The organism is Arthrobacter sp. NPDC055585 (assembly GCF_053619115.1).
This window is the reverse complement of sequence record NZ_JBSHIT010000003.1, coordinates 76,530-99,629: the sequence shown is the minus strand read 5'-3', so window position 1 is coordinate 99,629 and position 23,100 is coordinate 76,530. Positions and strand designations below refer to the sequence as shown.

Below are 23,100 nucleotides of genomic sequence, written 5' to 3'. Positions count from 1 at the left end.
AATACTGACACCCGTGACTGATACTGCCTCCCTGCATGATCCTGCCCTGCGAGCCTTTGCCTCGGACAACTACTCCGGTGTCCACCCGGAAATCCTGGACGCACTCGCGGCGGCGAACCTGGGCCACCAGGTGGCCTACGGCGAAGACGTGTACACCGCCAAACTGCGCGAGGTCTTCACCGGCCACTTCGGCAACCGGATGCGTGCCTTCCCCGTGTTCAACGGCACCGGAGCCAACGTCATCGGCCTGCAGTCCCTGCTGCCCCGCTGGGGTGCGGTCATCTGCGCCTCCACAGCCCACATCAACGTGGATGAAAACGGCGCCCCGGAGCGCGTAGGCGGCATGAAGCTGCTCACCGTTCCCGCTCCGGACGGCAAGCTCACCCCTGAGCTCATCGACCGGGAGGCATGGGGCTGGGGTGATGAGCACCGCGCCCAGCCGCTGGCCGTCTCCATCACCCAGTCCACCGAGCTGGGCACCCTGTACACCGTGGAAGAGATCCAGGCGATTGCCGACCACGTGCACGCCCGCGGCATGAAGCTGCACATGGACGGTGCCCGGCTGGGCAACGCGGCCGCAGCGCTGGGCGTACCTCTGCGCGCGATCACGGCCGACGCCGGAGTGGACATCCTCTCCCTGGGCGGAACCAAAAACGGCATGATGTACGGCGAGTGCATCGTTGCCCTGGATCCGGATGCCGCCCCGGGCCTGGATTACCTGCGCAAGATGAACATGCAGCTGGCCTCCAAGATGCGCTTCGTCTCCGCCCAGTTCATAGCGCTCTACGGCACGGACCTGTGGGAGCGTTCGGCATCCACGGCCAATGCCATGGCTGCCCGGCTGCGTGCTGCAGTGGAAAAGATCGAGGGGATCACCCTTACCCAGCCGACCCAGTCCAACGCCGTGTTCGCCACGCTGCCTGCCGGCGTGGCTGACAAGCTGCGGGACAAGTTCCGGTTCTACGACTGGGACCAGTCGACCGGCGAAGTCCGCTGGATGTGCACCTTCGACACCACAGAAGCCGACGTCGACGCGTTTGCCGCAGCCATTGCCGAAGAGGTTTCAGCAGCCCGCTAAACCCCCGTACTGTCGGTGCCGGTGTGCTCCTGCGTAAGCTGTAGGCACGTAACGAATAGGACACACCGGCGAGCCTGCGCGTCCTGCGCGCAGGAGCGGCCGTAACCTTCGAGGGTGAGTGCGATTGGTGACCTGTCACAGGTGCCCCCGGATTTCCTGACAGCCCTGGGGGCGCTGCGCCGGGCGAAATGCCGGCCGGAACTGCGGCTGGAAGAAATTCCAGCCCCCACAAGGCTGGCTCCCTATGCCGTTTCGCTGGCTGCCGACGTCACGGCGTCGGGCCCGCAGCCGGTCAACGGAACCTTCCACGGACCTGTTGGTCCTGTTCTGCCGGAGAGCCGGGAGCTGGCGACGGGACGTTTTATCCTGCTGCACGACCCGGACGGCAGCGATGTCTGGAACGGAACCTTCCGGATCGTCACGTACATCCGGGCGGAACTTGAACCGGATATGGGCAACGACCAGATGCTCGGCTCCGTCGCCTGGACCTGGCTGGTAGAGGCCCTGCAGGAGCACGGCGCACAGTATTCCTCAGCCGGCGGCACAGCCACCCGCATCCTCTCGGAGAGCTACGGCACTCTGTCCGAACGCAGCGACGCGATCGACATTGAACTCCGGGCGTCCTGGACACCGGCTGGCGCCGACGTCCAGGCCCACCTCGAAGCCTGGTCGGATATGGTGTGCACTTTCGCCGGTCTGCCTCCGCTGCCCGACGGCGTGTCCCCGCTTCCGCGGCGCCGGCTGAACTAGCCTCAATCAGCCGGAAAACAGGATCACCGCCAGTTCTCGATAGACTGAAGTTCTTATGACCGCGCAAACTTCCGGCAATCCGGCCTCCGAGCTCTCCGCAGACGAACCCGCCGCGCCCCTTCCAGTCCTTGATGCTCCCCGTGAAGGCGTTCCGCTCGTCATTGACACCTTCAGCGGCCTGGAACGTGCTGCCAAGGCCCTTGCGGCCGGCACCGGCCCCGCAGGCGTCGACGCCGAACGCGCCTCCGGCTTCCGCTACGGCCAGCGCGCGTTCCTGGTGCAGATTCGCCGCGAAGGCGCCGGAACCTGGCTCATCGACCCGGAACCCCTGCGCGACCTGAGCATCATCAACGAAGCCCTCTCCGGCGTCGAATGGATCCTGCACGCCTCCACCCAGGATCTGCCCTGCCTGTCCGAGCTGGGCATGTGGCCGGACAAACTCTTCGACACGGAACTTGCCGCACGGCTGGCCGGGCTGCCCCGCGTGGGACTGGCCGCCGTGATCGAGAACCTGCTGGGCTTCAGCCTGGCCAAGGAGCATTCAGCAGCGGACTGGTCCACCCGGCCGCTGCCCGAACCCTGGCTCCGCTACGCGGCGCTGGACGTGGAAGTCCTGGCTGAACTGCGTGAGGAGCTGATCAAGATCCTCGAAGCGGACGGCAAGCTGGCGTTCGCCGAGGAAGAGTTCGAGGCCATCCGCACCGCTGAACCGGCGCCGCCGCGGACGGATCCCTGGCGCCGCACCTCAGGCATGCACCAGCTGCGTGACCGGCGGCAGCTGGCAGCAGTACGCGAGCTGTGGCAGGAACGCGAGCAGCTGGCCGAACGCCGGGACACCGCGCCCGGCCGCCTGATCCCGGACGCCGCCATCGTTGCCGCTGCCCGCGCCATGCCGTCCACCGTTCCCCAGCTCCTCTCCACCCCGGGGTTCCACGGCCGCGCCGCCCACAAGGAAGCACCGCGCTGGCTGCGCTGCATCGCCGCCGCCCGCGGCACACAGGATCTTCCCCCGCTGCACATTCCCACCAACTCCCCGCCGCCGCCGCGGGTCTGGGCCCGGAACGATCCGGCCGCTGCTGCCCGCCTGCACACTGCCAAGCCGCGCCTGGCAGCTCTGGCGGAACGGCTGAACATGCCGGTGGAAAACCTGCTCACTCCGGACCACCTGCGCCGGCTGGCCTGGCGTCCGCCGGCCGTGATCGATCTGGACACCATCACCGCTGCCCTGCGCGAGCTGGGTGCACGCGAATGGCAGGTTGAGCAAACCGCCGCAGTGCTCACGGTCGCCTTCCTGGACCCCGACCCACTTCCGGAGAAGGACACCGACAAGGAGTAGCTACTGCAGGAGCCGGAGCTTATCCGGGTTCCGCATGGCGTAGACGCCGGTTATCAGTCCGTCCTGACGTACCAGCTGGAAGACCGTGGTGACCGTTCCGTCCTCCCGGAAGGCAACGGCCGGAAGCCCGTTCAGTTCAACGAACTCCGGCGCGGCACCCTCGCCGAATTTGACGGCAAGTCCCAGGAGCAGTGCTGCAACCTTCTCCGGCCCGTAAACCGGCCGGCGGGCCGCACTCACCTTGCCGCCGCCGTCGGAGTGCAGCACCACCTCCGGTGCCAGCACCTCCAGGAGCGCCTGGGTTTCCCCGGTGAGTGCAGCCTGAAGGAAGCGTTCGACGGCGGCGCGGTGCTCAGCCTTGTCCGGCTGGGTCCGCGGCACACCGGTCCGCACACGTTCGCGGGCCCGGTGAACCATCTGGCGGACAGCCGCTTCAGAGGATTCCAGCACAGCACCCACCTCCGCGTAACCGAAACCAAAGACGTCCCGCAGCACGAGCGCCACCCGTTCGGGTCCGCTCAGCTGCTGCAGCAGCACCAGCATGGCCGTGGAGACTTCAGCCTCAGTGAGGGCGGACGCTTCGGGGTCGGTGTCCGCCCGCGCGTCCCGCCCGGTGGGAAGCGGCTCAGGCAGCCACTCCCCGGAGTACTCCTCGCGGCGCCGAGCCGACGTGCGAACGGCGTTCAGCGCCTGCCGTGACGCCATGCGGGCCAGATACGCCCGCGGGTTCTCCGGCGGGCGGGAAACAGCCGCGAAGCGCAGCCACGTTTCCTGCACCACGTCCTCAGCATCTGCCACCGATCCGGTCACGTCGTAGGCGATGGTGAAAACCAGGCGGCGGTGCGCCAGGAACTGCTCCTGGGCTCTCACACCTGCTGCAGTGCTGGATTCGGTTCCATCCGGGGTCCGGCCGGCCATGTGTAACCTCCGCTTCGCTTGGCTTCACCGCGCATCCACCGCAGCGTCATGCGGCAGATTACTTCTTTTAGCACCGCTGCGCTTCTGCCGTGCACATGCAATCGCCGGGGCGTGCAACCCGGGTACAGGAACTGGACCGCACCGTCACGCCGGCCCAGCGACACACACTGGGCCTGAAATCCACTGTCGTGCGGAGGCAGATCCTCACCGGCCAGGGAGCGCAGGATGTTCGATGCCGCTTCGGCGCCCATAGGCATGGCCGTGGCGCAGGTCTGTGGAAGATAGCCGTAGCCGGGATCCATGATGACGGCCGCATCCCCGGCTCCGAAGATCCGCTCGTGCCCCTGCACACGGAGCCGGGACTCCACCAGCAGCCGGCCGGCGGCGTCGACCGGCAGCCCGCTGCGGGCGGCCAGGTCCGGCACACTGAAACCGGCACACCACAGCACAGCCGCCGCTTCCGGCAGGTGCTCCGGATCCACCAGCTGCCTCCTCACCTGCACCCCGGCGCGCTTCAGGCTGCGCAGCACGCCCTGGCGGGTACTGTCCGCAAAGTGCTGAACCAGCGGCCCGGCGGCGTAGACCGTCACGGGGTTCCGCGGATGGGCGTGCGCGGTCTCAGCGGCCACCTCGACGGCGGTCAGCCCGCCTCCCACCACCGCAACCGGATCGCCTGGCCTCAGGCTGCCCAGCTTTTCCCGTGCTGAACCGGCACCGCCCAGACTCTCAGGTGCCTCCGCTCCGGCGGGGGCGGAACCGCTGCCGCTGCCCACGGCGTAGACCAACCAGTCATAGTCCAGGGACGTTCCGCCGGTGAGCTGCACCCGGCGGGAAGGCGCGTCGATTTCCTCCGCGGCCGCCTGGATGACCTCAACGTCCGGGTGCAGGAGAGTGCTGAAGGGAACGGTTGGATCCGCTCTGGTGCCGGCCGTGAACTCGTGCAGCCGGATCCGCTCCGTGAAGCGTGGTTCCGGACTGACCAGCTGCACGCTGACGCCCTGTCCTGCCAGCCGGTTCGCTGCCATCACGCCGGCATAGCCGGCACCGAGGATTACTGCTGTGCTGTTCACTGGATTCTCCTCCTGGTCGTGGAAACCGCCTGTTTGTGCGGCCACACATAAGACACCGCCGGAGAGGATTTTGTGACAGCCTGTGCCGGCGTTGTTGGCTGCACGGCTCTGGCTAGGCGTTTTCAGGATTTTCCTAGGAAAAAGCCGTAAGCTTTTGGCTACTATGGACGATCCTTCTCATAAACCCATGCCCTCCTGTGTGCCAGACGACTTGGTTCTAGGAGGGCAGCCCCATGTATGAATGGCTCATGATCGGCGTCGGCCTCCTGCTGACCGTCGGCACCGGCCTCTTCGTGGCTTCTGAATTCGCCTTGGTCAACCTGGACCGCAGCGACCTGGAGGCCCGCCAGGCCGCCGGGGAAAAGCGCCTTGGACCGACCATCAAGGCCCTGAAGATCACCTCGACCCATCTTTCTGGCGCCCAGCTGGGCATTACCCTGACCACCCTGCTCTCCGGTTACACCTTTGAACCGGCCATCAGCTCCCTGCTCCGCGGACCACTGCTTTCCGCGGGCGTCCCGGAAGCAGTGGTAGGCGGCACCGGAGCAGTCATCGCCATCGCCGTCGCCACCCTGCTCTCGATGATCATCGGCGAACTGGTGCCGAAGAACTTCGCCCTGGCACTTCCCAAAGCCACCGCCAAGGTGGTGGTTCCGTTCCAGGCCCTGTTCACCACCGTCTTCAAACCCGTCATCCTGGTTTGCAATAACACGGCCAACAAGGTCATCCGCTCCTTCGGCATCGAGCCGAAGGAAGAGCTTTCCGGTGCGCGCAGTGCCGAGGAACTGAGCTTCCTCGTGCGCCGTTCCGCCCTGGAAGGCGTACTTGATCAGGACCACGCCGAGCTGCTGCACCGCACGCTGCGATTCAGCGACCACACCGCCGAGGACGTCATGACCCCGCGCGTGCGCATGGTCGGCGTCCAGGCAACGGACACGGCCGAGGACATCATCGCGATTGCCGTTTCCACCGGATACTCCCGCTTCCCGGTCCTGGGCCGGGACTCAGATGACATCCTGGGCGTGCTGCACGTCAAGCAGGCCTTTGCCCTGCCGCTTCAGGCACGTGCCACCACGACGGCGGCAGACGTGATGGTCCCGCCGCTGCGCGTCCCCGAATCCATGGGCGTTGACTCCCTGCTGGGCATCCTGCGCAGCCAGGGCCTGCAGATCGCCGTGGTGACCGACGAACACGGCGGAACCGCCGGCGTCGTCACCCTGGAAGACCTCGTGGAGGAGATTGTCGGCGAACTGGAGGACGAACACGACCGCGCGCGCGTCGGCGTCGTACGCACCGGACGCTCGGTGACCTTTGATGCGTCCCTGCGCCCCGATGAACTCCTGGACCGTGCGGGTATCACCGTGCCGGAAGGCGAGGACTACGAGACGCTGGCCGGCTTTGTCACGCACTGCCTGGACCGGATGCCCGAACTGGGCGATGAAGTGGAAGTCGACGATGGCGTCCTGCGCGTCGAGCGCGTCGTGGGAACCCACGTCGAACGCCTCCGCTTCACCCCCAACCCCGGTTCGGAATCACCGCGCAGCGCGCACGACCGCCTGGTCGACACCCTGACGAAGGAAGCCATCCATGAGTGAGTATCTGCCCGGCATCATCTGGCTGTTTGTGCTGCTGGCCGTGAACGCCTTCTTCGTCGGTGCCGAATTCGCCGTCATTTCTGCCCGCCGTTCCCAGATTGAACCAAAGGCCGCCCAGGGCAGCAAGGCCGCCAAGACCACGCTGTGGGCAATGGAACACGCCACCCTGATGCTGGCCACCAGCCAGCTCGGCATCACCGTCTGTTCACTGCTGATCCTGAACGTATCCGAACCGGCCATCCACCATCTGCTGGAAATCCCGCTGGCCAACACGCCGCTGACACCGGAGGCCATCAGCATCACCGCCTTCATCGTGGCGCTGCTGCTGGTGACCTTCCTGCACGTGGTGGCAGGCGAGATGATCCCCAAGAACATCTCCTTCTCCGTGCCGACCCGCGCGGCACTGCTCCTGGCTCCCCCGCTGGTGCTCGTGGCCAAGATCTTCAAGCCTGTCATCTGGACACTGAACTCCATCGCCAACGGCGTGCTCCGCCTGTTCAAGGTGGAACCGAAGGACGAGGCGACCAGCACCTACACGCTGGATGAGGTCGCCACGATCGTGGAGCAGTCCACCCGTGAGGGTGTACTGGACGACGCTACCGGCGCCCTGACCAACGCCTTCGAGTTCACGTCGAAGACCGTCGCGGACGTTGAAGTGCCTCTGGCGGACATGGTCCTGGTTCCGGCCCAGCCAACCCCGGCGGACATCCAGGCGGCGGTGGGCAGCCACGGCTACTCGCGCTACATCCTGGCCGACGCCGACGGCGGCCTGACCGGCTACCTTCACCTGAAGGACGTCATGGACCTGAACACGGCGGAGAAGTTCAACGCCCCGGTTCCGGCCAAGCGCATCCGACGCCTCGCCTCGGCGTTCCGCGGCAGCGAGCTGGAGGACGCCCTGGATACGATGCGACGCACCGGATCCCACGTGGCCCGCGTATTCGACGCCGATGGCAACACCACCGGTGTCTTGTTCCTCGAGGACATCATTGAAGAGCTGGTGGGCGAAGTCCAGGACGCCACCACCGTATAGCTGCACCTGTCCCCGGGAGCCGGAACCGCACAGCGCGGTTCCGGCTCCCTTGTTTTTCGCTGTTAGACTCCTTGCCATTATGAGGGCCGCCATCCGCACCATAGCTGCCCGGACAGTGCATGTCCGGTCGCTTCCGCGGCTCGTGATCCCCGCACTGGGCCTGCTTTCGATACTCGCCGGCATTCTGGGGATGCACATGGTAGCTGACCCCTACCCGGCTGCGGACCACACGGCTGCCCATGCCGCTGCCTCCTCCGCGCAGCAGCACAGTGCCGATCCGGCACCTTCCGGGGCAAGCGCTGTCCCGACCGAGGGGCATCACGCGGATGGCTGCGCCCAATGCGGGCCCGCGGGATGCATGGCAGGGCTCTGTGTCCTGTTCCTGGTAATGGTTAGCCTTGCCGCCGTACTCGGGCTCGATCCCCTGCGGCTTCTCCGCGGTCCGGACAACACCGGCCCGCCTTCGGTCCTGCCCAGGGCAGGGGTCCCCGTGCTCACTCCTTCGCTCGATCAGCTCTGCATCAGCCGTACGTAAAATCCACGGCCCGGCTCTATGCCCGGGCCCATCCTGCGCACCCTTCTCCGGTGAGCAGGGCTGAATGCACAGTCCCAGATCGTTCTTATGAAGGAACCCACCATGAACAACCATGCCCTTTTCCCCGCAGCAGCCGTTGCTGCTGCCGTCCTCCTCGCAGGCTGCAGCACCCCTGACGTCCCGGGCTCCACGCCGGGCACTGCGGGCAGCATGAGCCACCATGCGGAAGAAACATCCGGCGGCACGGCGGAGAACAACAGTGCGGACACCATGTTCGCGCAGATGATGATTCCGCACCACGAACAGGCCATCACCATGAGCGACATCATGCTCGCCAAGGAAGGACTGGATCCCCGAATCACGGAACTGGCCGGGAAGATCAAAGCGGCGCAGGGTCCGGAGATCCAGAAGATGGAGGATTGGCTCCACGACTGGAATGAGCCAGGGGACCCGATGGCAGGGCACTCCATGATGATGGACGGAATGCTCAGCGACGAGGATCTTGCGGCTCTGGAGGAGGCACAGGGTACGGAGGCTGCCAGGCTTTTCCTGACCCAGATGATCGCCCACCACGAAGGGGCCGTGGAGATGGCCGAGGATGAGGCCGCTGCCGGGGGGAACGCCGGCGCCGTCGAACTGGCGGAGGCGATCAGAGCGGAACAGAACGCTGAGATCGAGCAGATGAGAGCGCTGCTGCGGGACTTCTAACCCCCTCCGCTCCGAGAATCCACACCAGTTCGATTGGAACCACCATGACCATTCAACACACCTCCCGCCGGCGCCCGCTCACCGCCGCAAGCGCCGCAGCTGCCCTGCTCTTCACCCTGGCCGCGTGCGGCCAGGCCGGCGGGGGCGGACAGGAAACCACCAAACCGACCTATCCCACCCACGTCCATGCACTGGCCCTCAAGCCGGGAACCACTGACGTGCTAATCGCTTCGCATGAGGGCATTTACGAAGTCTCCGGCAGCGAGCTGCGCCCCACCGGCGCAAACATCGATCTGATGGGCTTCACCGTTGACGGCGACGGCGTTTACCTGGCCTCGGGGCACCCGGGGCCAGGAGTCGACCTCCCGGATCCGGTTGGGCTCATCAGCTCCGCCAACGGGGAGGACTGGACGCGGGAGTCGCTGGCCGGCAAATCCGACTTCCACGCCCTCACTGTCGCCAGCGGCGGAATCATCGGGTTCGATGGAACGCTCCGGCTCAGCGCGGACGGCCGGTCGTGGACCGATGCACCGGCACAGTTCACGCCGCACAGCCTGGCCGGTTCGCCGTCCGGTCCACTGGTTCTCGCCACGACCGAGGACGGCCCGCTGGTTTCCAACGACTCCGGCCTCACCTGGGGCCCGCTTCCGGGTGCACCGGTGATCATGCTGGCCGCCGTCACCGAGTCCCGGATTGTTGGTGTCCTACCTGATGGAGAAATCCTTATCAGCACTGACCGCGGGCAAAGCTGGGACACTGCCGGCCGCGTATCCGGCTATCCGGCCGCCGTAACCGCAGCCGAGGCCGCTGACGGCCTGCAGGTCTGGGTCATGACTGACGCAGGACTGGAGTACTCCGCCGACGGAGGGAGGACCTTCAGCGTAAAAGTCGAACAGCCCGCCAAGGCACCGTAGTCTGCTAGCAGGCGTCAGGGGCGGCAACAGGCCCGCCCCTGACCCTTGCAGCCTAAGTTACTGACGAGTAACATTGAACGTGAGCCAATCCACATCTCAAAGAGGAGCAGTACGTTGAGCCCACAGAGCCGAGCACGGCAGATCAGGGACGTCGTTTTTGTCGACGGCGTTCGGACCCCCTTCGGAAAAGCCGGCGAAAAGGGTATGTACGCCGACACCCGTGCCGATGACCTGGTGGTCAAGTGCATCCGTGAACTCCTTCGCCGCAATCCTTCCCTGCCTCCCGAGCGCGTGGATGAGGTGGCCATTGCCGCAACGACGCAGGCCGGCGACCAGGGCCTGACCATCGGCCGCACCGCAGCGCTGCTGGCAGGGCTCCCCCGCACGGTTCCCGGCTTCGCCATCGACCGCATGTGCGCCGGCGCCATGACCGCAGTGACCACCACCGCCTCCGGCATCGGCTTCGGCGCCTACGACGTCGTTATTGCCGGCGGTGTGGAGCACATGGGACACCACCCGATGGGCTTCGACGCCGACCCCAACCCGCGCTTCGTCACCGAACGCCTGGTGGATCCGGCAGCACTGAACATGGGCAACACGGCAGAGAACCTGCACGACCGCTTCCCGGATATGACCAAGGAACGCACCGACGCGTACGCCGCCGCCAGCCAGGAGAAACTGGCCAAGGCCTACGCAGGCAACCAGATCCAGCCGGACCTGGTTCCGGTCGCCACCAAAAAAGCCGGCGCGGGCTGGACCCTCAGCACAGTCGATGAAGGGCCCCGCCCGGGAACCACCGTCGAGGACCTCGCCACGCTGCGCACCCCCTTCCGCCCGCACGGCCGCGTCACCGCCGGCAACGCTTCCGGCCTGAACGACGGCGCCACCACCGCCCTGCTTGCCTCCGCGGACGCCGCCGAGGAACTCGGGCTGCCCGTGAAGATGCGCATGGTCGGCTACGCCTTCGCCGGCGTCGAACCCGAGGTCATGGGCATTGGACCGGTTCCTGCCACGGAGAAGGCACTGAAGCAGACCGGACTGTCCATCGAGGACATCGGACTGTTTGAAATCAACGAGGCCTTCGCCGTCCAGGTGCTCTCCTTCCTGGACCACTTCGGCATTGCCGACGACGATCCCCGCGTGAACCGCTACGGCGGGGCGATCGCCGTCGGACACCCACTGGCTTCCTCCGGCGTGCGCCTGATGACGCAGCTGGCCCGTCAGTTCGAGGAAGACCCGTCCGTGCGCTACGGCATGACCACCATGTGCATCGGTCTGGGCATGGGCGCCACCGTCATCTGGGAAAACCCCAACCACCCTGAGTACAACACCGAGTCCACGGAGGCTTCGAAGTAATGACCGCACCTGATTACCAGCGCCTGGCCGGGCTCTTCCCGAACGAGGTCGTCACCCACTCCTACGTCTCCGACGTCGAGCTGCCCGGCGGTGCCGGCACCTTCGCGCTGATCACCCTGGACAACGACGTCGACCACTCCCGCCCCACCACCCTGGGCCCGAACACCCTGCTGGAACTCGGCGGCGTTCTGGATGAGCTGAAGGAACGCGCCGCCAAGGGCGAGATCGTGGGCGTCGGCGTGACCGGAAAGCCGCACTACCTCGTCGCCGGCGCCGACCTTTCGGCCGTGAAGACCCTGGCTGAGTACGAGGACGGCGTAGCTATGGCCGCTCTGGGCCACGAGGTGTACGGCAAGCTCGGCACGCTGGGCGTTCCCAGCTTCGCGTTCATCAACGGCGTAGCCCTCGGCGGCGGACTGGAGATCGCTCTGCAGTCCGACTACCGCACGGTCTCCACCGGAGCGGGCGCCCTGGCGCTGCCGGAAGCGTTCATCGGCCTGGTGCCGGGCTGGGGCGGCGTGTACCTGCTGCCGCGCCTTATCGGTCCCGAGAACGCCGTCAAGGTCATGATCGAGAACCCGCTGAGCAACAACCGCACCCTCTCCGGTCCGGCGGCCTACAAGCTCGGCATCGCTGATGCGCTGTTCGAGCCGGCGGACTTCCTGGAGCAGTCCCTCGCCTGGGCCGCCCGCGTCATCACCGGCGCGGAGACGGTCACCCGGCCCAACGCCGTCGACCCCTCCGTGGTGGGCGACCGCTGGGACGCCGCCGTGGCAGCCGGCCGCGCCTTCGTCGAGGCACGCACCTCCAACGCTGCGCCCGCCCCGGCGAAGGTGCTGGACATTCTTGAAGCCGGCAAAGACTGGACCCGCGAGCAGTCCCGCGAAGCCGAGTGCGACGCACTGGCCGAACTGATGCAGACTCCGCAGTTCCAGTCCACCGTGTACGCATTCCTGGATCTGGTGCAGAAGCGCGGCAAGCGTCCCGCCGGTGCCCCGGACAAGAAGCTTGCCCGTCCGGTGACCAAGGTCGGCGTCGTCGGAGCAGGCCTGATGGCCAGCCAGCTGGCGCTGCTGTTCGCCAAGCAGCTCAAGGTGCCCGTGGTTATGACGGACATCGACCAGGCGCGCGTGGACAAGGGCGTGGGCTATGTCCACGCCGAGGTGGACAAGCTGCTGGGCAAGGGACGCATCTCCCCCGACGCCGCGAACCGCACCAAGGCACTGGTCACCGGGTCTGTGTCCAAGGAAGCCTTCTCGGATGCTGACTTTGTGATTGAAGCCGTGTTCGAGGAAATGTCCGTCAAGAAGCAGGTCTTCGCGGAGGTGGAGGCCGTGGTCTCCCCCGAGTGCATCCTGGCGACCAACACGTCCTCGCTGTCCGTCACGGAAATGGCGGCGGACCTGCAGCACCCCGAGCGCGTGGTTGGATTCCACTTCTTCAACCCGGTGGCCGTAATGCCGCTGCTGGAGATTGTGCGCGCCCCGAAGACCGACGACGCCGTGCTGGCTACCGCGTTTGTCCTGGCTAAGCAGCTGAAGAAGACCGCGGTTCTGGTGAAGGACGCGGCTGCGTTTGTGGTCAACCGCATCCTTGGCCGGATGTTCGGCGAGATCACGAAGGTGTTCGATGAGGGCACCGACGCCGCCACCGCGGACAACGCCCTGCACCCGATGGGCCTGCCGATGACCCCGTTCAGCCTTCTGGCCCTGGTTGGCCTGCCGGTTGGGCAGCACGTGCAGGAGTCCCTGCACGCAGCCTTCGGCGACCGGTTCTACGTCTCGGAAAACTCGCAGAAGCTGATCGACGCCGGCATTAAGTCGCTGTGGCAGAAGGACGAGGACGGCAAGCCGTACGTGCCGCAGGAAACCCTCGACCTGCTGACCTTCGGCGACTCGCCCTCCACCTCGGAGGAAGTCCTGCGCCGCACGCAGGACGCCCTGGCTGAGGAAATCGGCATGATGCTGGACGAAGGCGTAGTGGCCGGCCCGGAAGACATCGACCTTTGCGTCATCCTCGGCGCGGGCTGGCCGATGCATCTGGGCGGCATCACGCCGTACCTGGACCGTGTCGGTGCCTCTGACCGGGTCAACGGGAAGCTCTTTAACGCCGGTGCTGTTCCGGTGGCTGCTTCCTAGTTCTTGCTGGTTTCATCTGCTTGGTAAGCGCCGGGCGGACCGGAACGGCGGCATTCCTGCCGCCTAACCCGGTCCGTCCGGCGCTTTTGCTGTGCGTACCCTCGCGCTTCTTGAGCAGCGGCAAACCTTCGGGGAGATGATGCTGCTTAGGTGGTGAATCACGAAACCCTCGGTGAGTTGACGCTGAATTGGAGCGCTCCGAACGGCGTTAACTCACCGAAGGTTTTCCCAGAGGGGTCCTAAACGCCCGTATCTCCCCGAAGGTTGAGCCTGAACGCATCCGGGACGGGCGGAATGGAACGACTTACCCCGGTCCGCCAGGATCTTTGGCGCGAGCTCTCTGCATTAGGAGGGCTACAAGTATGCCCAGAACGGCAGCCAAACCAAGGCCCGAGGGAACGAGGCGAACACCCTGTGGCGCGTCCAGGACGATAAGGACAATGCTCGCGGCGGCACACACGACGCAGACCCCTGCCACCACCCACCCGGTGACGGTCGGCCAGGCTGCGCCTTTGTCCCCCATGATCTGATGCCTCCATCGCTGAAAACCGAACTGTGCGATCACGCTAGCATGCGGGCCATCGGACTCAGGACAGTCCTCCGGAACGCCCGTGCTGCAGGCCGGTGGGGATGCCAAGGAAGGCCGGTTCCGGAGCGGCACAGCAGGAGGACTCGGTAGTTGAGGCGGGAGCCTCTTCGACGGGAGCGCAGCAGGAGGACTCGGTTGCTGTTTCAGGGGCAGCCTCCCCGGCCGCAGGAGCGTCACAGCAGCTGCTGCCGACATCCGTGGAACACACGCCCGTCTCGGGCAGCACGAGTTCCACATTGTCCGCTGCCGCCTGGTCCCCCGCGAGGGCAGCGGCGATGGAACGGACCTGCTCATAGCCGGTGGCCATCAGGAACGTGGGAGCCCGCCCGTAGGACTTCATGCCCACTATGTAGAAGTCCTTTTCCGGGTGGGACAGCAGCCGGGCTCCGTGCGGTTCAACAGTGCCGCAGCTGTGGAACTCAGGATCAATGAGCGGACCGAGCTGCCGCGGTGCTTCGACGGCAGGGTCCAGGTCCAGCCGGATCTCGCGCAGCAGGTCCAGATTCGGCCGGAAACCCGTGGCAGGAACCAGCAGGTCCACTTCCAGCTGTTTCCCGCCGTCGGGCGTGGTTCCGTAGACCGTCAGGTTCTTCGCCGATTCGAACCCGGTGATCGTGAAGGACGTGTGCAGCTGAATCCGGCCGTCCTCAACCAGGGAACGCAACCGGCTCCCAAGGGCGCCACGTGCCGGCAGGCCGTCCAAGTCTCCGCCGCCGTAAACGCCGGCAGCACTGGCGCTTCGGATGGCCCAGCTGATCCGGGTCCCCGGTTCCTGCTCGGCCAGCTTGCCAAGTGACAGCAGGGTGTTCGCTGCCGAATGGCCCGCCCCGACCACCAGGACGTGCCGCCCGGCAAATTTCGGCCGGTTGCTCCCCGTGACATCGGGCAGCGGATCCGTGATGAACCCGGCGTTATGTGCCTCGGTTTCGCCGGGGGCAGGGAATCCGGCGTGGCCCAGCGGATTGGGAGTGTTCCAGGTCCCGGACGCGTCAATAACTGCGCGGACGCGATGGTCAGTGACCACGCCGTCTGCTGTGCGCACCCGGACCAGGAACGGCGTCGCCGCCCGGCCTGCGCTGCGGGTCTTGTCCAGGCCTTCCCGGCCGACCGCGATGACTTCGCTGGAGGTGTGCAGTGCGGCGGCGATGGCCGGGACCTCGGCCAGCGGGCGGAGGTACTGGTTCCAGAGTTCGGCGCCGGTCGGGAGTTCATCCGGGTCCGGCTCCTGCCAGCCGGTAGACGCCAGCAACCTGCGGGCAGCGGCGTCGGTGTTGTAGCGCCAGGGTGAAAACAGCCGGACGTGGCCCCAACTGGCCACCGCCGCGGCCGGCGAGGCCCCGGCTTCGAAGATGACCGGCGTCAGGCCCCGTTCAAGCAGGTGCGCGGCGGCGGCCAGTCCCACGGGACCGGCACCAAGGACGGCGACTGGCAGTTCGGGTAGTTGGATCTTAGACACTGGATTGTTCCTTCGCTGAAGTTCTTAGGCTGCCGGCAGCAGATCGGTGATGAGCAGCTGGATGCGGCGCTTGATGTCGTCGCGGATGGGACGGACCGCCTCCACACCCTTGCCTGCCGGGTCCGTCAGCTGCCAGTCCTCGTAGCGTTTGCCGGGAAAGACTGGACAGGCGTCGCCGCAGCCCATGGTGATCACGACGTCGGAGTCCCGCACGGCGTCAACGGTCAGCACCTTGGGCAGTTCGGCGGACATGTCGATCCCGTGCTCCGCCATTGCTTCCACAGCAGCCGGGTTGACGCTATCCGCGGGTGCGGATCCGGCTGAGCGGACTTCGATCCGACCCTGCCCCAGGACGCGCAGGTAGGCCGCGGCCATCTGGGAGCGCCCGGCGTTATGGACGCAGACAAACAGGACAGAGGGCTTTTCCCGGACTGCAGACGAATTCACGGGACGCTCCTTTCGGCGGGTGCGGCTCCAGGGACAGCGAGGGCCTCGGGCCAGAACCTTCTGCGGGCCCAGAGGGCCGCGTAGACCAGGGCAACGAGGACAGGAACCTCAATCAAGGGTCCGACGACGCCGGCCAGCGCCTGCCCGGAAGTCACCCCGTAGGTGGCAATGGCTACGGCAATGGCGAGTTCGAAATTGTTGCCCGCTGTGGTGAAGGCAAGGGTGGTGGTGCGGGCGTATCCGAGCGAGAGCAGTTTGCCCAGCAGCATTCCGGCGCCAAAAACCACTACAAAGTAGACCAGCAGCGGCACAGCGATCCGCGCGACGTCGAGGGGGTTGGAGGTGATCTCGTCGCCCTGCAGTGCAAACAGGAACACGATGGTGAACAGCAGTCCGTAAAGAGCCCAGGGGCCCAGCCTGGGCAGGAACCTGTCCTCGTACCATTGCCGGCCGCGCGCCTTCTCACCGAGCGCGCGGGTCAGGAATCCGGCCAGCAGCGGAATGCCCAGGAACACGAGCACGCTCAGGGTAATCGCCCAGAAGGAGAACTCCACGCTGGTGGTCTCCAGCCCCAGCCAGCCCGGCAGAACCTGCAGGTAGAACCAGCCGAGGGCGCCGAAGGCCAAGACCTGGAAGACGGAGTTGACCGCCACCAGGACGGCGGCAGCCTCCCGGTCGCCGCACGCGAGGTCGTTCCAGATCAGAACCATGGCGATGCAGCGCGCCAGCCCCACGATGATCAGGCCGGTGCGGTATTCCGGCAGGTCGGGAAGAAAGATCCAAGCCAGGGCAAACATAAAGGCCGGAGCGGCCAGCCAGTTCAGCACCAGTGACGTGAGCATAAGTTTGCGGTCCGCGACCACCGTGCGGGTTTCGTCATACCGCACCTTCGCCAGCACCGGGTACATCATCACCAGCAGGCCAAGGGCGATCGGCAGGGATACCCCTGCCACCTTGACCGAGTCCAGCGCCGGTCCGATGCCGGGAACGAACCTTCCCAGCAGCAGGCCCGCAGCCATAGCGGCCAGGATCCAAACGGGCAGCAACCGGTCCAGGGTGGAGAGCCGAAGTGCCGTCCTCCGGTCACTCCGGTCAGCGGCTGCCGGCAGCGCGGGGTGGGTCACAGGGCTCCTTGGGTGCATCGTTTGCAGAATTGCCACCGTAAAACATCGATGACTTTCGATGTATAGTATCCGCGCAGATATCGACAGATGTCAATCTAAGGGCATAATGGTCGGGTGAACGCTGTCGAGACCTCCCCCGAAAGCCCTGCCGCGGACTGCTGCACCCCGCTGACGCAGGAAGTGCTCAGTGTCGAAGAGGCCCAGCAGTTTGCCCAGCTGCTGAAAGCGGTGGCAGAGCCTACCCGCCTTCGCCTGGTGTCCATCATTGCCGCCCAGGAGAACCGGGAGGCGTGTGTCTGCGATCTGACCGAGCCGGTCGGCCTGGGCCAGCCCACGGTGTCCCATCACCTGAAAATCCTGGTGGATGCAGGCATCCTGCATCGTGAAAAGCGCGGCGTGTGGGCTTACTACTCGATCATCCCCGGCGCCCTGGAACGGGCGGCAGCAGTGCTTTCTCCCCACTAGGTCCTATCCGCCGACTTATTCCCGGGATATCAGCAACCTTGGTAATGTGAAGGGCATGACTGCCCGACGCCGCCTGGCCACCCCTGCCTCGACGCAGGTTCTGGGGGCGTACCTGAAGCGGCTGCTGCTGGCGAAGCGGGCCAGCGGAACCAACGGCTGGATGAGCTCCTGGGGCACCAACGCGCACGGGGAAATCGCCGGCTGCCCGCCGCCACGTACCTGATCCCGCACCTGACACCCCAACACACCGGATTCTGCAGGTGCACTCTGCCCATTTCAGGTACAGCGCACGAAAGAGCACGTCATGCCCTCATCTCCCCACGCCCTTCCAGACAACCAGCGCCCACATGCAATCTGGCGAGGCGTCCACCAGACACTTGCCAAGGACACCACCGGCGGAGCTCTGCTTCTCGGCGCCACCATCCTGGCCCTCATCTTCGCCAACTCGCGCCTCGCCGGCTTCTATGAGGAAGTGCGGGAATTTTCGTTCGGCCCCGAAGCCCTTCACCTGAACCTGAGCGTCGCCGCCTGGGCCGCCGACGGCCTGCTGGCCGTGTTCTTCTTCGTGGTCGGGCTCGAGCTCAAGGAAGAATTTGTTGCCGGCAAGCTGCGGGACCCACGCACAGCACTTGTGCCCATCGTCGCCGCGATCGGCGGCGTCGCGGTTCCCGCACTAATCTTCACGGCCATCAACCTGAACGCCGGAGGTGACGCGCTCAACGGCTGGGCAATCCCGGCCGCGACGGACATCGCCTTCGCCGTGGCCGTGATCGCCGTCGTTGGCCGGTTCCTCCCTCCCGCCCTGCGCACCTTCCTGCTCACCCTTGCCGTGGTGGATGACCTGCTGGCAATCTCCATCATTGCCATCTTCTACACCGACGGCATCGCGTTCGTGCCGCTGCTTGCCGCCCTGGTGCCGCTGGCGGTATTTGCGATCCTGGTCCAGCGCGGTGTCCGGTCCTGGTGGGTACTGATTCCCCTCGGCGTCGCGGTGTGGACTCTCATTCATGCCTCCGGGATCCACGCCACCGTAGCCGGCGTCCTGCTCGGCTTCATGGTTCCGGTCGTCGCGAAGGGCCGCGCCAAGGTCCGGGTTGGCACCAAGGACGACGGCACGCCCCTGTACGAGGGCATGGCAGCCCACTTCGCCGACAAGTGGTCCGTCTTCTCAAGCGCATTCGCCGTGCCGGTCTTCGCGTTCTTCTCCGCCGGCGTCACGGTGGGCGGTTTCAGCGGGCTGCTTGATTCCCTGGGCAGCAGTATTGCGCTGGGTATCATCGGTGGTCTGGTGCTCGGCAAAGCCATCGGCATCACGGCCGGAACATTCCTGGTCACTCGCCTCCGAGGCATCGTCATCGACAAGTCGCTGGCCTGGATCGACATCATAGGAATGTCTTTCATCGCCGGAATCGGGTTCACCGTCTCCCTGCTTGTCGGGGAACTCTCCTATGACGCCGCGAGCGACGCAGCCGGCGAAATGAAGGTCGGGGTGATCGTCGGGTCGGTCATCTCAGCGACGATCGGCGCGGTGATCCTGACAGCCCGGAACCGGCGCTACCGGGCCGCAGCAGCATCCATGCATGCGGAGGCAGCTGAAGCCCGCCGGGATTGATTTCTGTCAGCCGGGAGGCGTGCTAGCCTCCCGGCATGGCAGCAAGCCCTGAACACGGACCGGAGAGACCGGGGCGGCCTGCCGCGGCCTTTGACCGGAGTTCGGTCGAGTTCGGTCGAGTTCGGGCGGGGTGTCTCGTTCTTCGATGCGATCTACGGTTTCGCCATCACCCTGCTCATCACGAATATTGACCTGCCGCCCGCGCAGGCCTGGTCCAGCCTCTCCGCGCTCCTGGAGTCCAGCGTCGTACCCCAGGTGTTCGGTTTCCTGCTCAGCTTCGCTGTCATCGCAGTGTTCTGGCGGGTCAATTACCGGATTACGGCCGGCATTAGCCTGATGACTCCGGCAATCATGACCTGGAACATCATCGCCGCTTTGTTTATTGTCCTGCTGCCGTTCACCACCCAGGGGACCAGTGATCCCGGCACCTCCCATTACGCGCTGCCCACTGTTCTGTACGCGGCAAACATCGGTGTGGCCTCGCTGGCCCAGACGGCCATTCTCTTCTCGGCGCGCAGACAGGGCCGGGCACCGGGGTCCAGGAACGCCAGCGGGATCCGGCAGGCACTGCCTCATCTCACAGTGCCGGCAGTTTTCTTTGCATCCATTCCCGTGATCTTCCTGGCCGGCCCCGGACCCGGCCGCCTGGTCTGGGCGGCGCTTCTGGTGCTGGGCCCGCTCGCAGGCAGGATTCAGGTCAGGGCCTAGCCCGTCGCCCTGGAACCGTCCGTCCGGACCCGCTACTCGCCGGCGTCGATACCGGTCACCGGGGTTCCGGTGTGGTCGTAGACCAGCCGCAGCACCCCGGAAGGAAAAGCCTGCGGCGGCTCCGCCAGCGTGAACGCGGCAGGGACACCGCCGTCTCCGTAGAAGACCCGCTTCCCGGTGCCCAACGTTATTGGATACAGGAAGAAATTCAGCCGGTCCAGGATCCCGGCGGCGAGCAGCGACCCGGCGAGGGCACCGCTGCCCACAACGTGGATGTCCCCGTGCCGGTCCTTCAGTGCCGCCGCTTCTTCCGCGGTGGGAAGGACAGTTGTTCCATCCCAGTCCGCATCAGCCATGGTCCGGGACACCACGTATTTTGGGATGGAATTGAACTTCTCTGCGATCGGGTTGGAGTTTCCCCGATGCGGCCAGTACCCGGCGAAGATGTCATAGGTCCTGCGGCCCAGCAGCAGCGCGTCCATCTGGTTGATGCCAGCCATGATCGCGGCCCCGGATTCGGCGTCGGCAAAGGCGGCCTGCCAGCCTCCGAGGGTGAACCCGCCAGAGGTGTCCTCCTCCGCACCGCCGGGACCCTGGTAAACGCCGTCAAGCGTCATGAACAAGTCCAGTGAAATGGTGCCCATGCTTCACTCCCCTCCGGCCGGACCGCTGCTGACCGCTGTGGCGGAGCTGCGGGCGTCATAAGCGGCCCGCTCGGCGAATACCTCATCCATGTGCTGTTCCGCCCAGCCCTTGAAGCCGCGCAGCAGCTGGTGGAGGGACACCCCAAGGGGCGTGAGTTCGTAAGAAACCGTCACCGGCACGGTCGGCGTGACAGTCCGGGTGAGCAGCCCGTCGCGCTCCAGTGAACGAAGAGTCTGGGTCAGCATTTTCTGGCTCACTCCGGCTAGGACCCGCGACAGCTCCGAGAAACGCATCGGCTGCGGGTGACCGTCACAACCGGGACCGCTCCCCAAGGCCGAGAGGATCAGCATGACCCACTTGTCCGAAATACGGTCGAGCAGCTGGCGGCTGGGACACGCTGCCAAGAAGGCGTTGTACCGAGCCTTGGATTCTTCCCGTTTTTCGGCCGCCGTCATAGTTGCCACTGCACTGCTCCTGTTCCTTCGGGGTTACCTAGGCACCCGAAAGTGCCGTCTTCCACACGCAAAGTTCCCTGCCAATACTGGGATAACCCGCTTCAGAAAACCACCTTCCTCCGCATGAAATGGTAGAACATGAATTCTTCGATGACATCCCTTCCGGGCGGCACCTGGAATTTTGGCGACCTTGAACTCAGCCGCTTTGGATACGGTGCAATGCAGCTGGCTGGACCGGGGGTTATGGGCCCTCCACCAGACCGCGACGGCGCGCTGGCCGTCCTGCAGGAAGCCGTGGCCAGCGGCATCACGCACATCGACACCAGCGGGGCGTACGGCCCCAACATCACGAACCGTCTAATCCGCGAAGCGCTCTATCCCTACCCGGGCAGTCTGCACCTGGCCACAAAGGTCGGAGCCGTCCGCGACGAACAAGGGGCGTGGGTCCCGGCGAGCCGACCCGATCAGCTGCGCCGCGCCGTCGTCGAAAACCTTGAAACACTCGGTCTTGAAACACTGGATCTCGTCTATTTCCGTGCAGGCGATGCGCGGGGGACGGTGCCGGGGTCCATCGCCGAGCCAATGGAGACCCTTGCCGAGCTGCAGCGCGACGGCATCATTCGCCATCTCGGTGTCAGTAATGTTTTGCCCGAACAGGTCACAGAGGCCAGGAGGATAACGCCCATCGTCTCCGTACAGAACATGTACAACCTCGCGTTCCGTGGGGATGACGATCTCATTGATTCTCTGGCGCGGGACGGCGTGGCCTACGTTCCATTCTTCCCGCTTGGCGGATTCAGCCCGCTGCAGTCGGCAACCCTGTCTGCTGTGGCGGCTCGGCTCAGTACCAGCCCAATGTCCGTAGCGCTTGCCTGGCTGTTGCGCCGCTCCCCCAACATCCTGCTGATTCCCGGCACATCGTCACAGGCACACCTGCTGGAAAACATCTCCGGTGCCTCACTGGACCTTTCAACCACCGAGGTTGCAGAGCTAAACGGAATCGGCGGATAGACGCCACCGGCCCAGGGGCAGTTTTCCAGCCGGGAGCAGCTCCTTACTATGCTTCCTGCCGGCGAACCATCTCGGCGATCCAGCAGTTCAGCGAGAGGTCGAGGCCCTCGGGGGTTTTGGAGACGCGTTCGCTGGTGAGCGCCCAACCGGCGCTGGCCACCACGGGATCCGGATCGGCAAACCAGCGAAGGCGAAGTTCCTCAGCATGGGGGCTCTTCCGGACCACGTAGTTCACCAGCCAGTCCTGCACCTTGGGGCTGCGCGCTTCGCGCAGCATGGCGTCCAGCTCGTCCGCTTCGAAGGCCTTGGGCCGGCAGATGAGCAGCGCCAGGAGCCGCGCCGCAGTGTCTCCTGTCTGCCAGAGCCGGCGGGACAGATCCTGCTGGATCTTCAGTTCCTGGGCGACGGCGCGGAGCTGGCTGAGGTTCACTCCGTGGTCGTCTCCATGCCTCTCGTTGACCGCCCGTATTTTCGGGTCCTCTATAGCGGCCAGCCGTGCCATCACACTGTCCACCGCAGTGTCCGCGGTACCTGTCGCAGCCATGCCGGTAGCTCCTTTCACATGCCGTAGCCCGGCCTGCGCATGTCCGGGCCGGAATCGATGCCAAGTTTCAGGAACTTGTTCCGCAACGCCACAGCAGCGGGAACCAGTGCCAGGCCCGCAAACAGGCCGAACAGCATCGCTGGACCGCCGACTGCTACTACCGACCCGGCGTGAGCGCATATCCCGGCCAGGGTTAGCCCCGTCAGTCCGAGCGCGAACGCCAGAACGTTTACCCACGTGGTCGAACCGAGCGTCACAGCACCTTCCGCCACCACGGCCGCGAGGATCTGCCACGCTGCCAGCAGGCCAACCTGGAAGCAGGCGATTCCTGCGATGGCGGACACCGTGTAGGGCACGGCGAGATTAGCGATCTGGGGATAGGCAGCCGCGTACCCGCCGGCCAGGAGGGGCAGCATGAACTGGACGAACAACGCGGCGCAGGCGAAGGCTACAAGGGCTGCTCGCAGTGGAAGTGCTTCCTGCTTGGTCATACCCGAACTCTCTTCGAGTACTCACCGGCTGTCAATCACGGGACCGCAGGATGCTGGACCGTAACTCTTCGTAATACACAAGGAATCCGAAATATTTGCTCAAGTTTCTCTCAAGAACTTAG

Annotated in this window: 24 protein-coding genes; 15 read left to right on the top strand and 9 right to left on the bottom strand. The window is 65.5% G+C overall.

Annotation, left to right across the window (positions count from 1 at the left end):
* Positions 1-13: 13 nt before the first annotated feature.
* From ACWGQ2_RS06650 to ACWGQ2_RS06640, 3 genes are all read left to right on the top strand, one after another.
* Positions 14-1,078 (top strand): threonine aldolase family protein, encoded by a 1,065-nt coding sequence (locus ACWGQ2_RS06650; protein ID WP_452015543.1) that lies wholly within the window; start codon positions 14-16, stop codon positions 1,076-1,078.
* A 123-nt stretch (positions 1,079-1,201) separates the two neighbouring features.
* Entirely contained in the window at positions 1,202-1,828 is a 627-nt protein-coding gene (locus ACWGQ2_RS06645) for a DUF3000 domain-containing protein (protein WP_452016066.1), read from the top strand.
* Positions 1,829-1,883: 55 nt separating this feature from the next.
* On the top strand, positions 1,884-3,164 hold the full coding sequence (locus ACWGQ2_RS06640; protein WP_452015541.1) for an HRDC domain-containing protein: 1,281 nt from the start codon (positions 1,884-1,886) through the stop codon (positions 3,162-3,164).
* On the opposite strand, the gene sigJ is transcribed toward ACWGQ2_RS06640, so the two are convergent.
* Together sigJ and ACWGQ2_RS06630 are read right to left on the bottom strand one after the other, a co-directional pair.
* Entirely contained in the window at positions 3,165-4,034 is an 870-nt protein-coding gene (sigJ, locus tag ACWGQ2_RS06635; RefSeq protein ID WP_452015539.1) for an RNA polymerase sigma factor SigJ, read from the bottom strand.
* On the bottom strand, positions 4,031-5,152 hold the full coding sequence (locus ACWGQ2_RS06630; protein ID WP_452015537.1) for an NAD(P)/FAD-dependent oxidoreductase: 1,122 nt from the start codon (positions 5,150-5,152) through the stop codon (positions 4,031-4,033). Before ACWGQ2_RS06630 ends, sigJ begins: the two co-directional genes overlap by 4 nt.
* A 233-nt stretch (positions 5,153-5,385) precedes the next feature.
* Between ACWGQ2_RS06630 and ACWGQ2_RS06625 the strand changes: the two genes are divergently transcribed.
* The 7 genes from ACWGQ2_RS06625 to ACWGQ2_RS06595 all read left to right on the top strand — a co-directional run bounded on the left by ACWGQ2_RS06625 (position 5,386) and on the right by ACWGQ2_RS06595 (position 13,431).
* Positions 5,386-6,747, top strand: coding sequence for a hemolysin family protein (locus tag ACWGQ2_RS06625; RefSeq protein ID WP_452015535.1), 1,362 nt, complete (start codon positions 5,386-5,388; stop codon positions 6,745-6,747).
* Complete coding sequence (locus ACWGQ2_RS06620; RefSeq protein ID WP_452015533.1) at positions 6,740-7,780, top strand: hemolysin family protein; 1,041 nt, start codon at positions 6,740-6,742, stop codon at positions 7,778-7,780. The genes ACWGQ2_RS06625 and ACWGQ2_RS06620 overlap by 8 nt, the downstream gene beginning before the upstream one ends.
* A gap of 79 nt (positions 7,781-7,859) precedes the next feature.
* Positions 7,860-8,315: a DUF6153 family protein gene (locus ACWGQ2_RS06615; protein WP_452015531.1), complete on the top strand. Its 456-nt coding sequence runs from the start codon at positions 7,860-7,862 to the stop codon at positions 8,313-8,315.
* Positions 8,316-8,417: 102 nt separating this feature from the next.
* Complete coding sequence (locus tag ACWGQ2_RS06610; RefSeq protein WP_452015529.1) at positions 8,418-9,023, top strand: DUF305 domain-containing protein; 606 nt, start codon at positions 8,418-8,420, stop codon at positions 9,021-9,023.
* A gap of 44 nt (positions 9,024-9,067) precedes the next feature.
* On the top strand, positions 9,068-9,937 hold the full coding sequence (locus tag ACWGQ2_RS06605) for a F510_1955 family glycosylhydrolase (protein ID WP_452015527.1): 870 nt from the start codon (positions 9,068-9,070) through the stop codon (positions 9,935-9,937).
* A 114-nt stretch (positions 9,938-10,051) separates the two neighbouring features.
* Positions 10,052-11,293: a thiolase family protein gene (locus tag ACWGQ2_RS06600; RefSeq protein WP_452015525.1), complete on the top strand. Its 1,242-nt coding sequence runs from the start codon at positions 10,052-10,054 to the stop codon at positions 11,291-11,293.
* Positions 11,293-13,431, top strand: coding sequence for a 3-hydroxyacyl-CoA dehydrogenase NAD-binding domain-containing protein (locus ACWGQ2_RS06595; protein WP_452015523.1), 2,139 nt, complete (start codon positions 11,293-11,295; stop codon positions 13,429-13,431). Before ACWGQ2_RS06600 ends, ACWGQ2_RS06595 begins: the two co-directional genes overlap by 1 nt.
* A 587-nt stretch (positions 13,432-14,018) precedes the next feature.
* Here the strand turns inward: ACWGQ2_RS06595 and ACWGQ2_RS06590 are convergent.
* Genes ACWGQ2_RS06590 through arsB form a run of 3 tightly spaced genes read right to left on the bottom strand, consistent with a single transcriptional unit; the run spans position 14,019 to position 17,065 of the window.
* Positions 14,019-15,476, bottom strand: a complete 1,458-nt coding sequence (locus ACWGQ2_RS06590; protein ID WP_452015521.1) for an FAD-dependent oxidoreductase — start codon at positions 15,474-15,476, stop codon at positions 14,019-14,021.
* A 24-nt stretch (positions 15,477-15,500) separates the two neighbouring features.
* Positions 15,501-15,923, bottom strand: a complete 423-nt coding sequence (locus ACWGQ2_RS06585; protein ID WP_452015519.1) for an arsenate reductase ArsC — start codon at positions 15,921-15,923, stop codon at positions 15,501-15,503.
* Entirely contained in the window at positions 15,920-17,065 is a 1,146-nt protein-coding gene (gene arsB / locus ACWGQ2_RS06580) for an ACR3 family arsenite efflux transporter (RefSeq protein WP_452015517.1), read from the bottom strand. Before arsB ends, ACWGQ2_RS06585 begins: the two co-directional genes overlap by 4 nt.
* A 96-nt stretch (positions 17,066-17,161) precedes the next feature.
* Between arsB and ACWGQ2_RS06575 the strand changes: the two genes are divergently transcribed.
* The 4 genes from ACWGQ2_RS06575 (at position 17,162) to ACWGQ2_RS06560 (ending at position 19,832) form a co-directional block, all read left to right on the top strand.
* Positions 17,162-17,512 carry an ArsR/SmtB family transcription factor gene (locus tag ACWGQ2_RS06575; protein ID WP_452015515.1) on the top strand — a complete coding sequence of 117 codons (351 nt, stop codon included), beginning with the start codon at positions 17,162-17,164 and terminating at the stop codon, positions 17,510-17,512.
* A gap of 55 nt (positions 17,513-17,567) precedes the next feature.
* Positions 17,568-17,735, top strand: coding sequence for a hypothetical protein (locus ACWGQ2_RS06570; RefSeq protein ID WP_452015513.1), 168 nt, complete (start codon positions 17,568-17,570; stop codon positions 17,733-17,735).
* A gap of 81 nt (positions 17,736-17,816) precedes the next feature.
* Positions 17,817-19,124 carry a Na+/H+ antiporter NhaA gene (gene nhaA / locus ACWGQ2_RS06565; protein WP_452015511.1) on the top strand — a complete coding sequence of 436 codons (1,308 nt, stop codon included), beginning with the start codon at positions 17,817-17,819 and terminating at the stop codon, positions 19,122-19,124.
* A gap of 90 nt (positions 19,125-19,214) precedes the next feature.
* The gene (locus ACWGQ2_RS06560) at positions 19,215-19,832 is read left to right on the top strand and encodes a TMEM175 family protein (RefSeq protein ID WP_452015509.1); all 618 of its coding nucleotides are present in this window, start codon (positions 19,215-19,217) and stop codon (positions 19,830-19,832) included.
* Between the two features lie 32 nt (positions 19,833-19,864).
* Here the strand turns inward: ACWGQ2_RS06560 and ACWGQ2_RS06555 are convergent, their stop codons facing one another.
* Entirely contained in the window at positions 19,865-20,476 is a 612-nt protein-coding gene (locus ACWGQ2_RS06555; RefSeq protein WP_452015507.1) for a dihydrofolate reductase family protein, read from the bottom strand.
* A gap of 3 nt (positions 20,477-20,479) precedes the next feature.
* A complete protein-coding gene (locus ACWGQ2_RS06550; RefSeq protein WP_452016064.1) occupies positions 20,480-20,932 on the bottom strand; it encodes a winged helix-turn-helix transcriptional regulator in 453 nt (150 codons plus the stop codon).
* A gap of 150 nt (positions 20,933-21,082) precedes the next feature.
* Between ACWGQ2_RS06550 and ACWGQ2_RS06545 the strand changes: the two genes are divergently transcribed.
* The gene (locus ACWGQ2_RS06545) at positions 21,083-21,943 is read left to right on the top strand and encodes an oxidoreductase (protein WP_452015505.1); all 861 of its coding nucleotides are present in this window, start codon (positions 21,083-21,085) and stop codon (positions 21,941-21,943) included.
* Positions 21,944-21,989: 46 nt separating this feature from the next.
* Here ACWGQ2_RS06545 and ACWGQ2_RS06540 read toward each other — a convergent pair whose 3' ends face one another.
* Together ACWGQ2_RS06540 and ACWGQ2_RS06535 are read right to left on the bottom strand one after the other, a co-directional pair.
* Positions 21,990-22,487, bottom strand: a complete 498-nt coding sequence (locus tag ACWGQ2_RS06540; RefSeq protein WP_452015503.1) for a DNA alkylation repair protein — start codon at positions 22,485-22,487, stop codon at positions 21,990-21,992.
* A gap of 14 nt (positions 22,488-22,501) precedes the next feature.
* On the bottom strand, positions 22,502-22,978 hold the full coding sequence (locus ACWGQ2_RS06535; protein ID WP_452015501.1) for a DUF2975 domain-containing protein: 477 nt from the start codon (positions 22,976-22,978) through the stop codon (positions 22,502-22,504).
* Between the last annotated feature and the right edge of the window lie 122 nt (positions 22,979-23,100).

What these genes read in the sequence shown, in the direction of transcription:
- ACWGQ2_RS06595 (WP_452015523.1), top strand. Translation starts at nt 11,293, where the DNA reads ATGACCGCACCTGATTACCAGCGCCTGGCCGGGCTCTTCCCGAACGAG.
- ACWGQ2_RS06610 (WP_452015529.1), top strand. Translation starts at nt 8,418, where the DNA reads ATGAACAACCATGCCCTTTTCCCCGCAGCAGCCGTTGCTGCTGCCGTC.
- ACWGQ2_RS06620 (WP_452015533.1), top strand. Translation starts at nt 6,740, where the DNA reads ATGAGTGAGTATCTGCCCGGCATCATCTGGCTGTTTGTGCTGCTGGCC.
- ACWGQ2_RS06570 (WP_452015513.1), top strand. Translation starts at nt 17,568, where the DNA reads ATGACTGCCCGACGCCGCCTGGCCACCCCTGCCTCGACGCAGGTTCTG.
- ACWGQ2_RS06625 (WP_452015535.1), top strand. Translation starts at nt 5,386, where the DNA reads ATGTATGAATGGCTCATGATCGGCGTCGGCCTCCTGCTGACCGTCGGC.
- ACWGQ2_RS06540 (WP_452015503.1), bottom strand. Translation starts at nt 22,487, where the DNA reads ATGGCTGCGACAGGTACCGCGGACACTGCGGTGGACAGTGTGATGGCA.
- ACWGQ2_RS06550 (WP_452016064.1), bottom strand. Translation starts at nt 20,932, where the DNA reads ATGACGGCGGCCGAAAAACGGGAAGAATCCAAGGCTCGGTACAACGCC.
- ACWGQ2_RS06555 (WP_452015507.1), bottom strand. Translation starts at nt 20,476, where the DNA reads ATGGGCACCATTTCACTGGACTTGTTCATGACGCTTGACGGCGTTTAC.
- ACWGQ2_RS06615 (WP_452015531.1), top strand. Translation starts at nt 7,860, where the DNA reads ATGAGGGCCGCCATCCGCACCATAGCTGCCCGGACAGTGCATGTCCGG.
- ACWGQ2_RS06535 (WP_452015501.1), bottom strand. Translation starts at nt 22,978, where the DNA reads ATGACCAAGCAGGAAGCACTTCCACTGCGAGCAGCCCTTGTAGCCTTC.
- ACWGQ2_RS06605 (WP_452015527.1), top strand. Translation starts at nt 9,068, where the DNA reads ATGACCATTCAACACACCTCCCGCCGGCGCCCGCTCACCGCCGCAAGC.
- arsB (WP_452015517.1), bottom strand. Translation starts at nt 17,065, where the DNA reads ATGCACCCAAGGAGCCCTGTGACCCACCCCGCGCTGCCGGCAGCCGCT.
- ACWGQ2_RS06545 (WP_452015505.1), top strand. Translation starts at nt 21,083, where the DNA reads ATGACATCCCTTCCGGGCGGCACCTGGAATTTTGGCGACCTTGAACTC.
- nhaA (WP_452015511.1), top strand. Translation starts at nt 17,817, where the DNA reads ATGCCCTCATCTCCCCACGCCCTTCCAGACAACCAGCGCCCACATGCA.
- ACWGQ2_RS06640 (WP_452015541.1), top strand. Translation starts at nt 1,884, where the DNA reads ATGACCGCGCAAACTTCCGGCAATCCGGCCTCCGAGCTCTCCGCAGAC.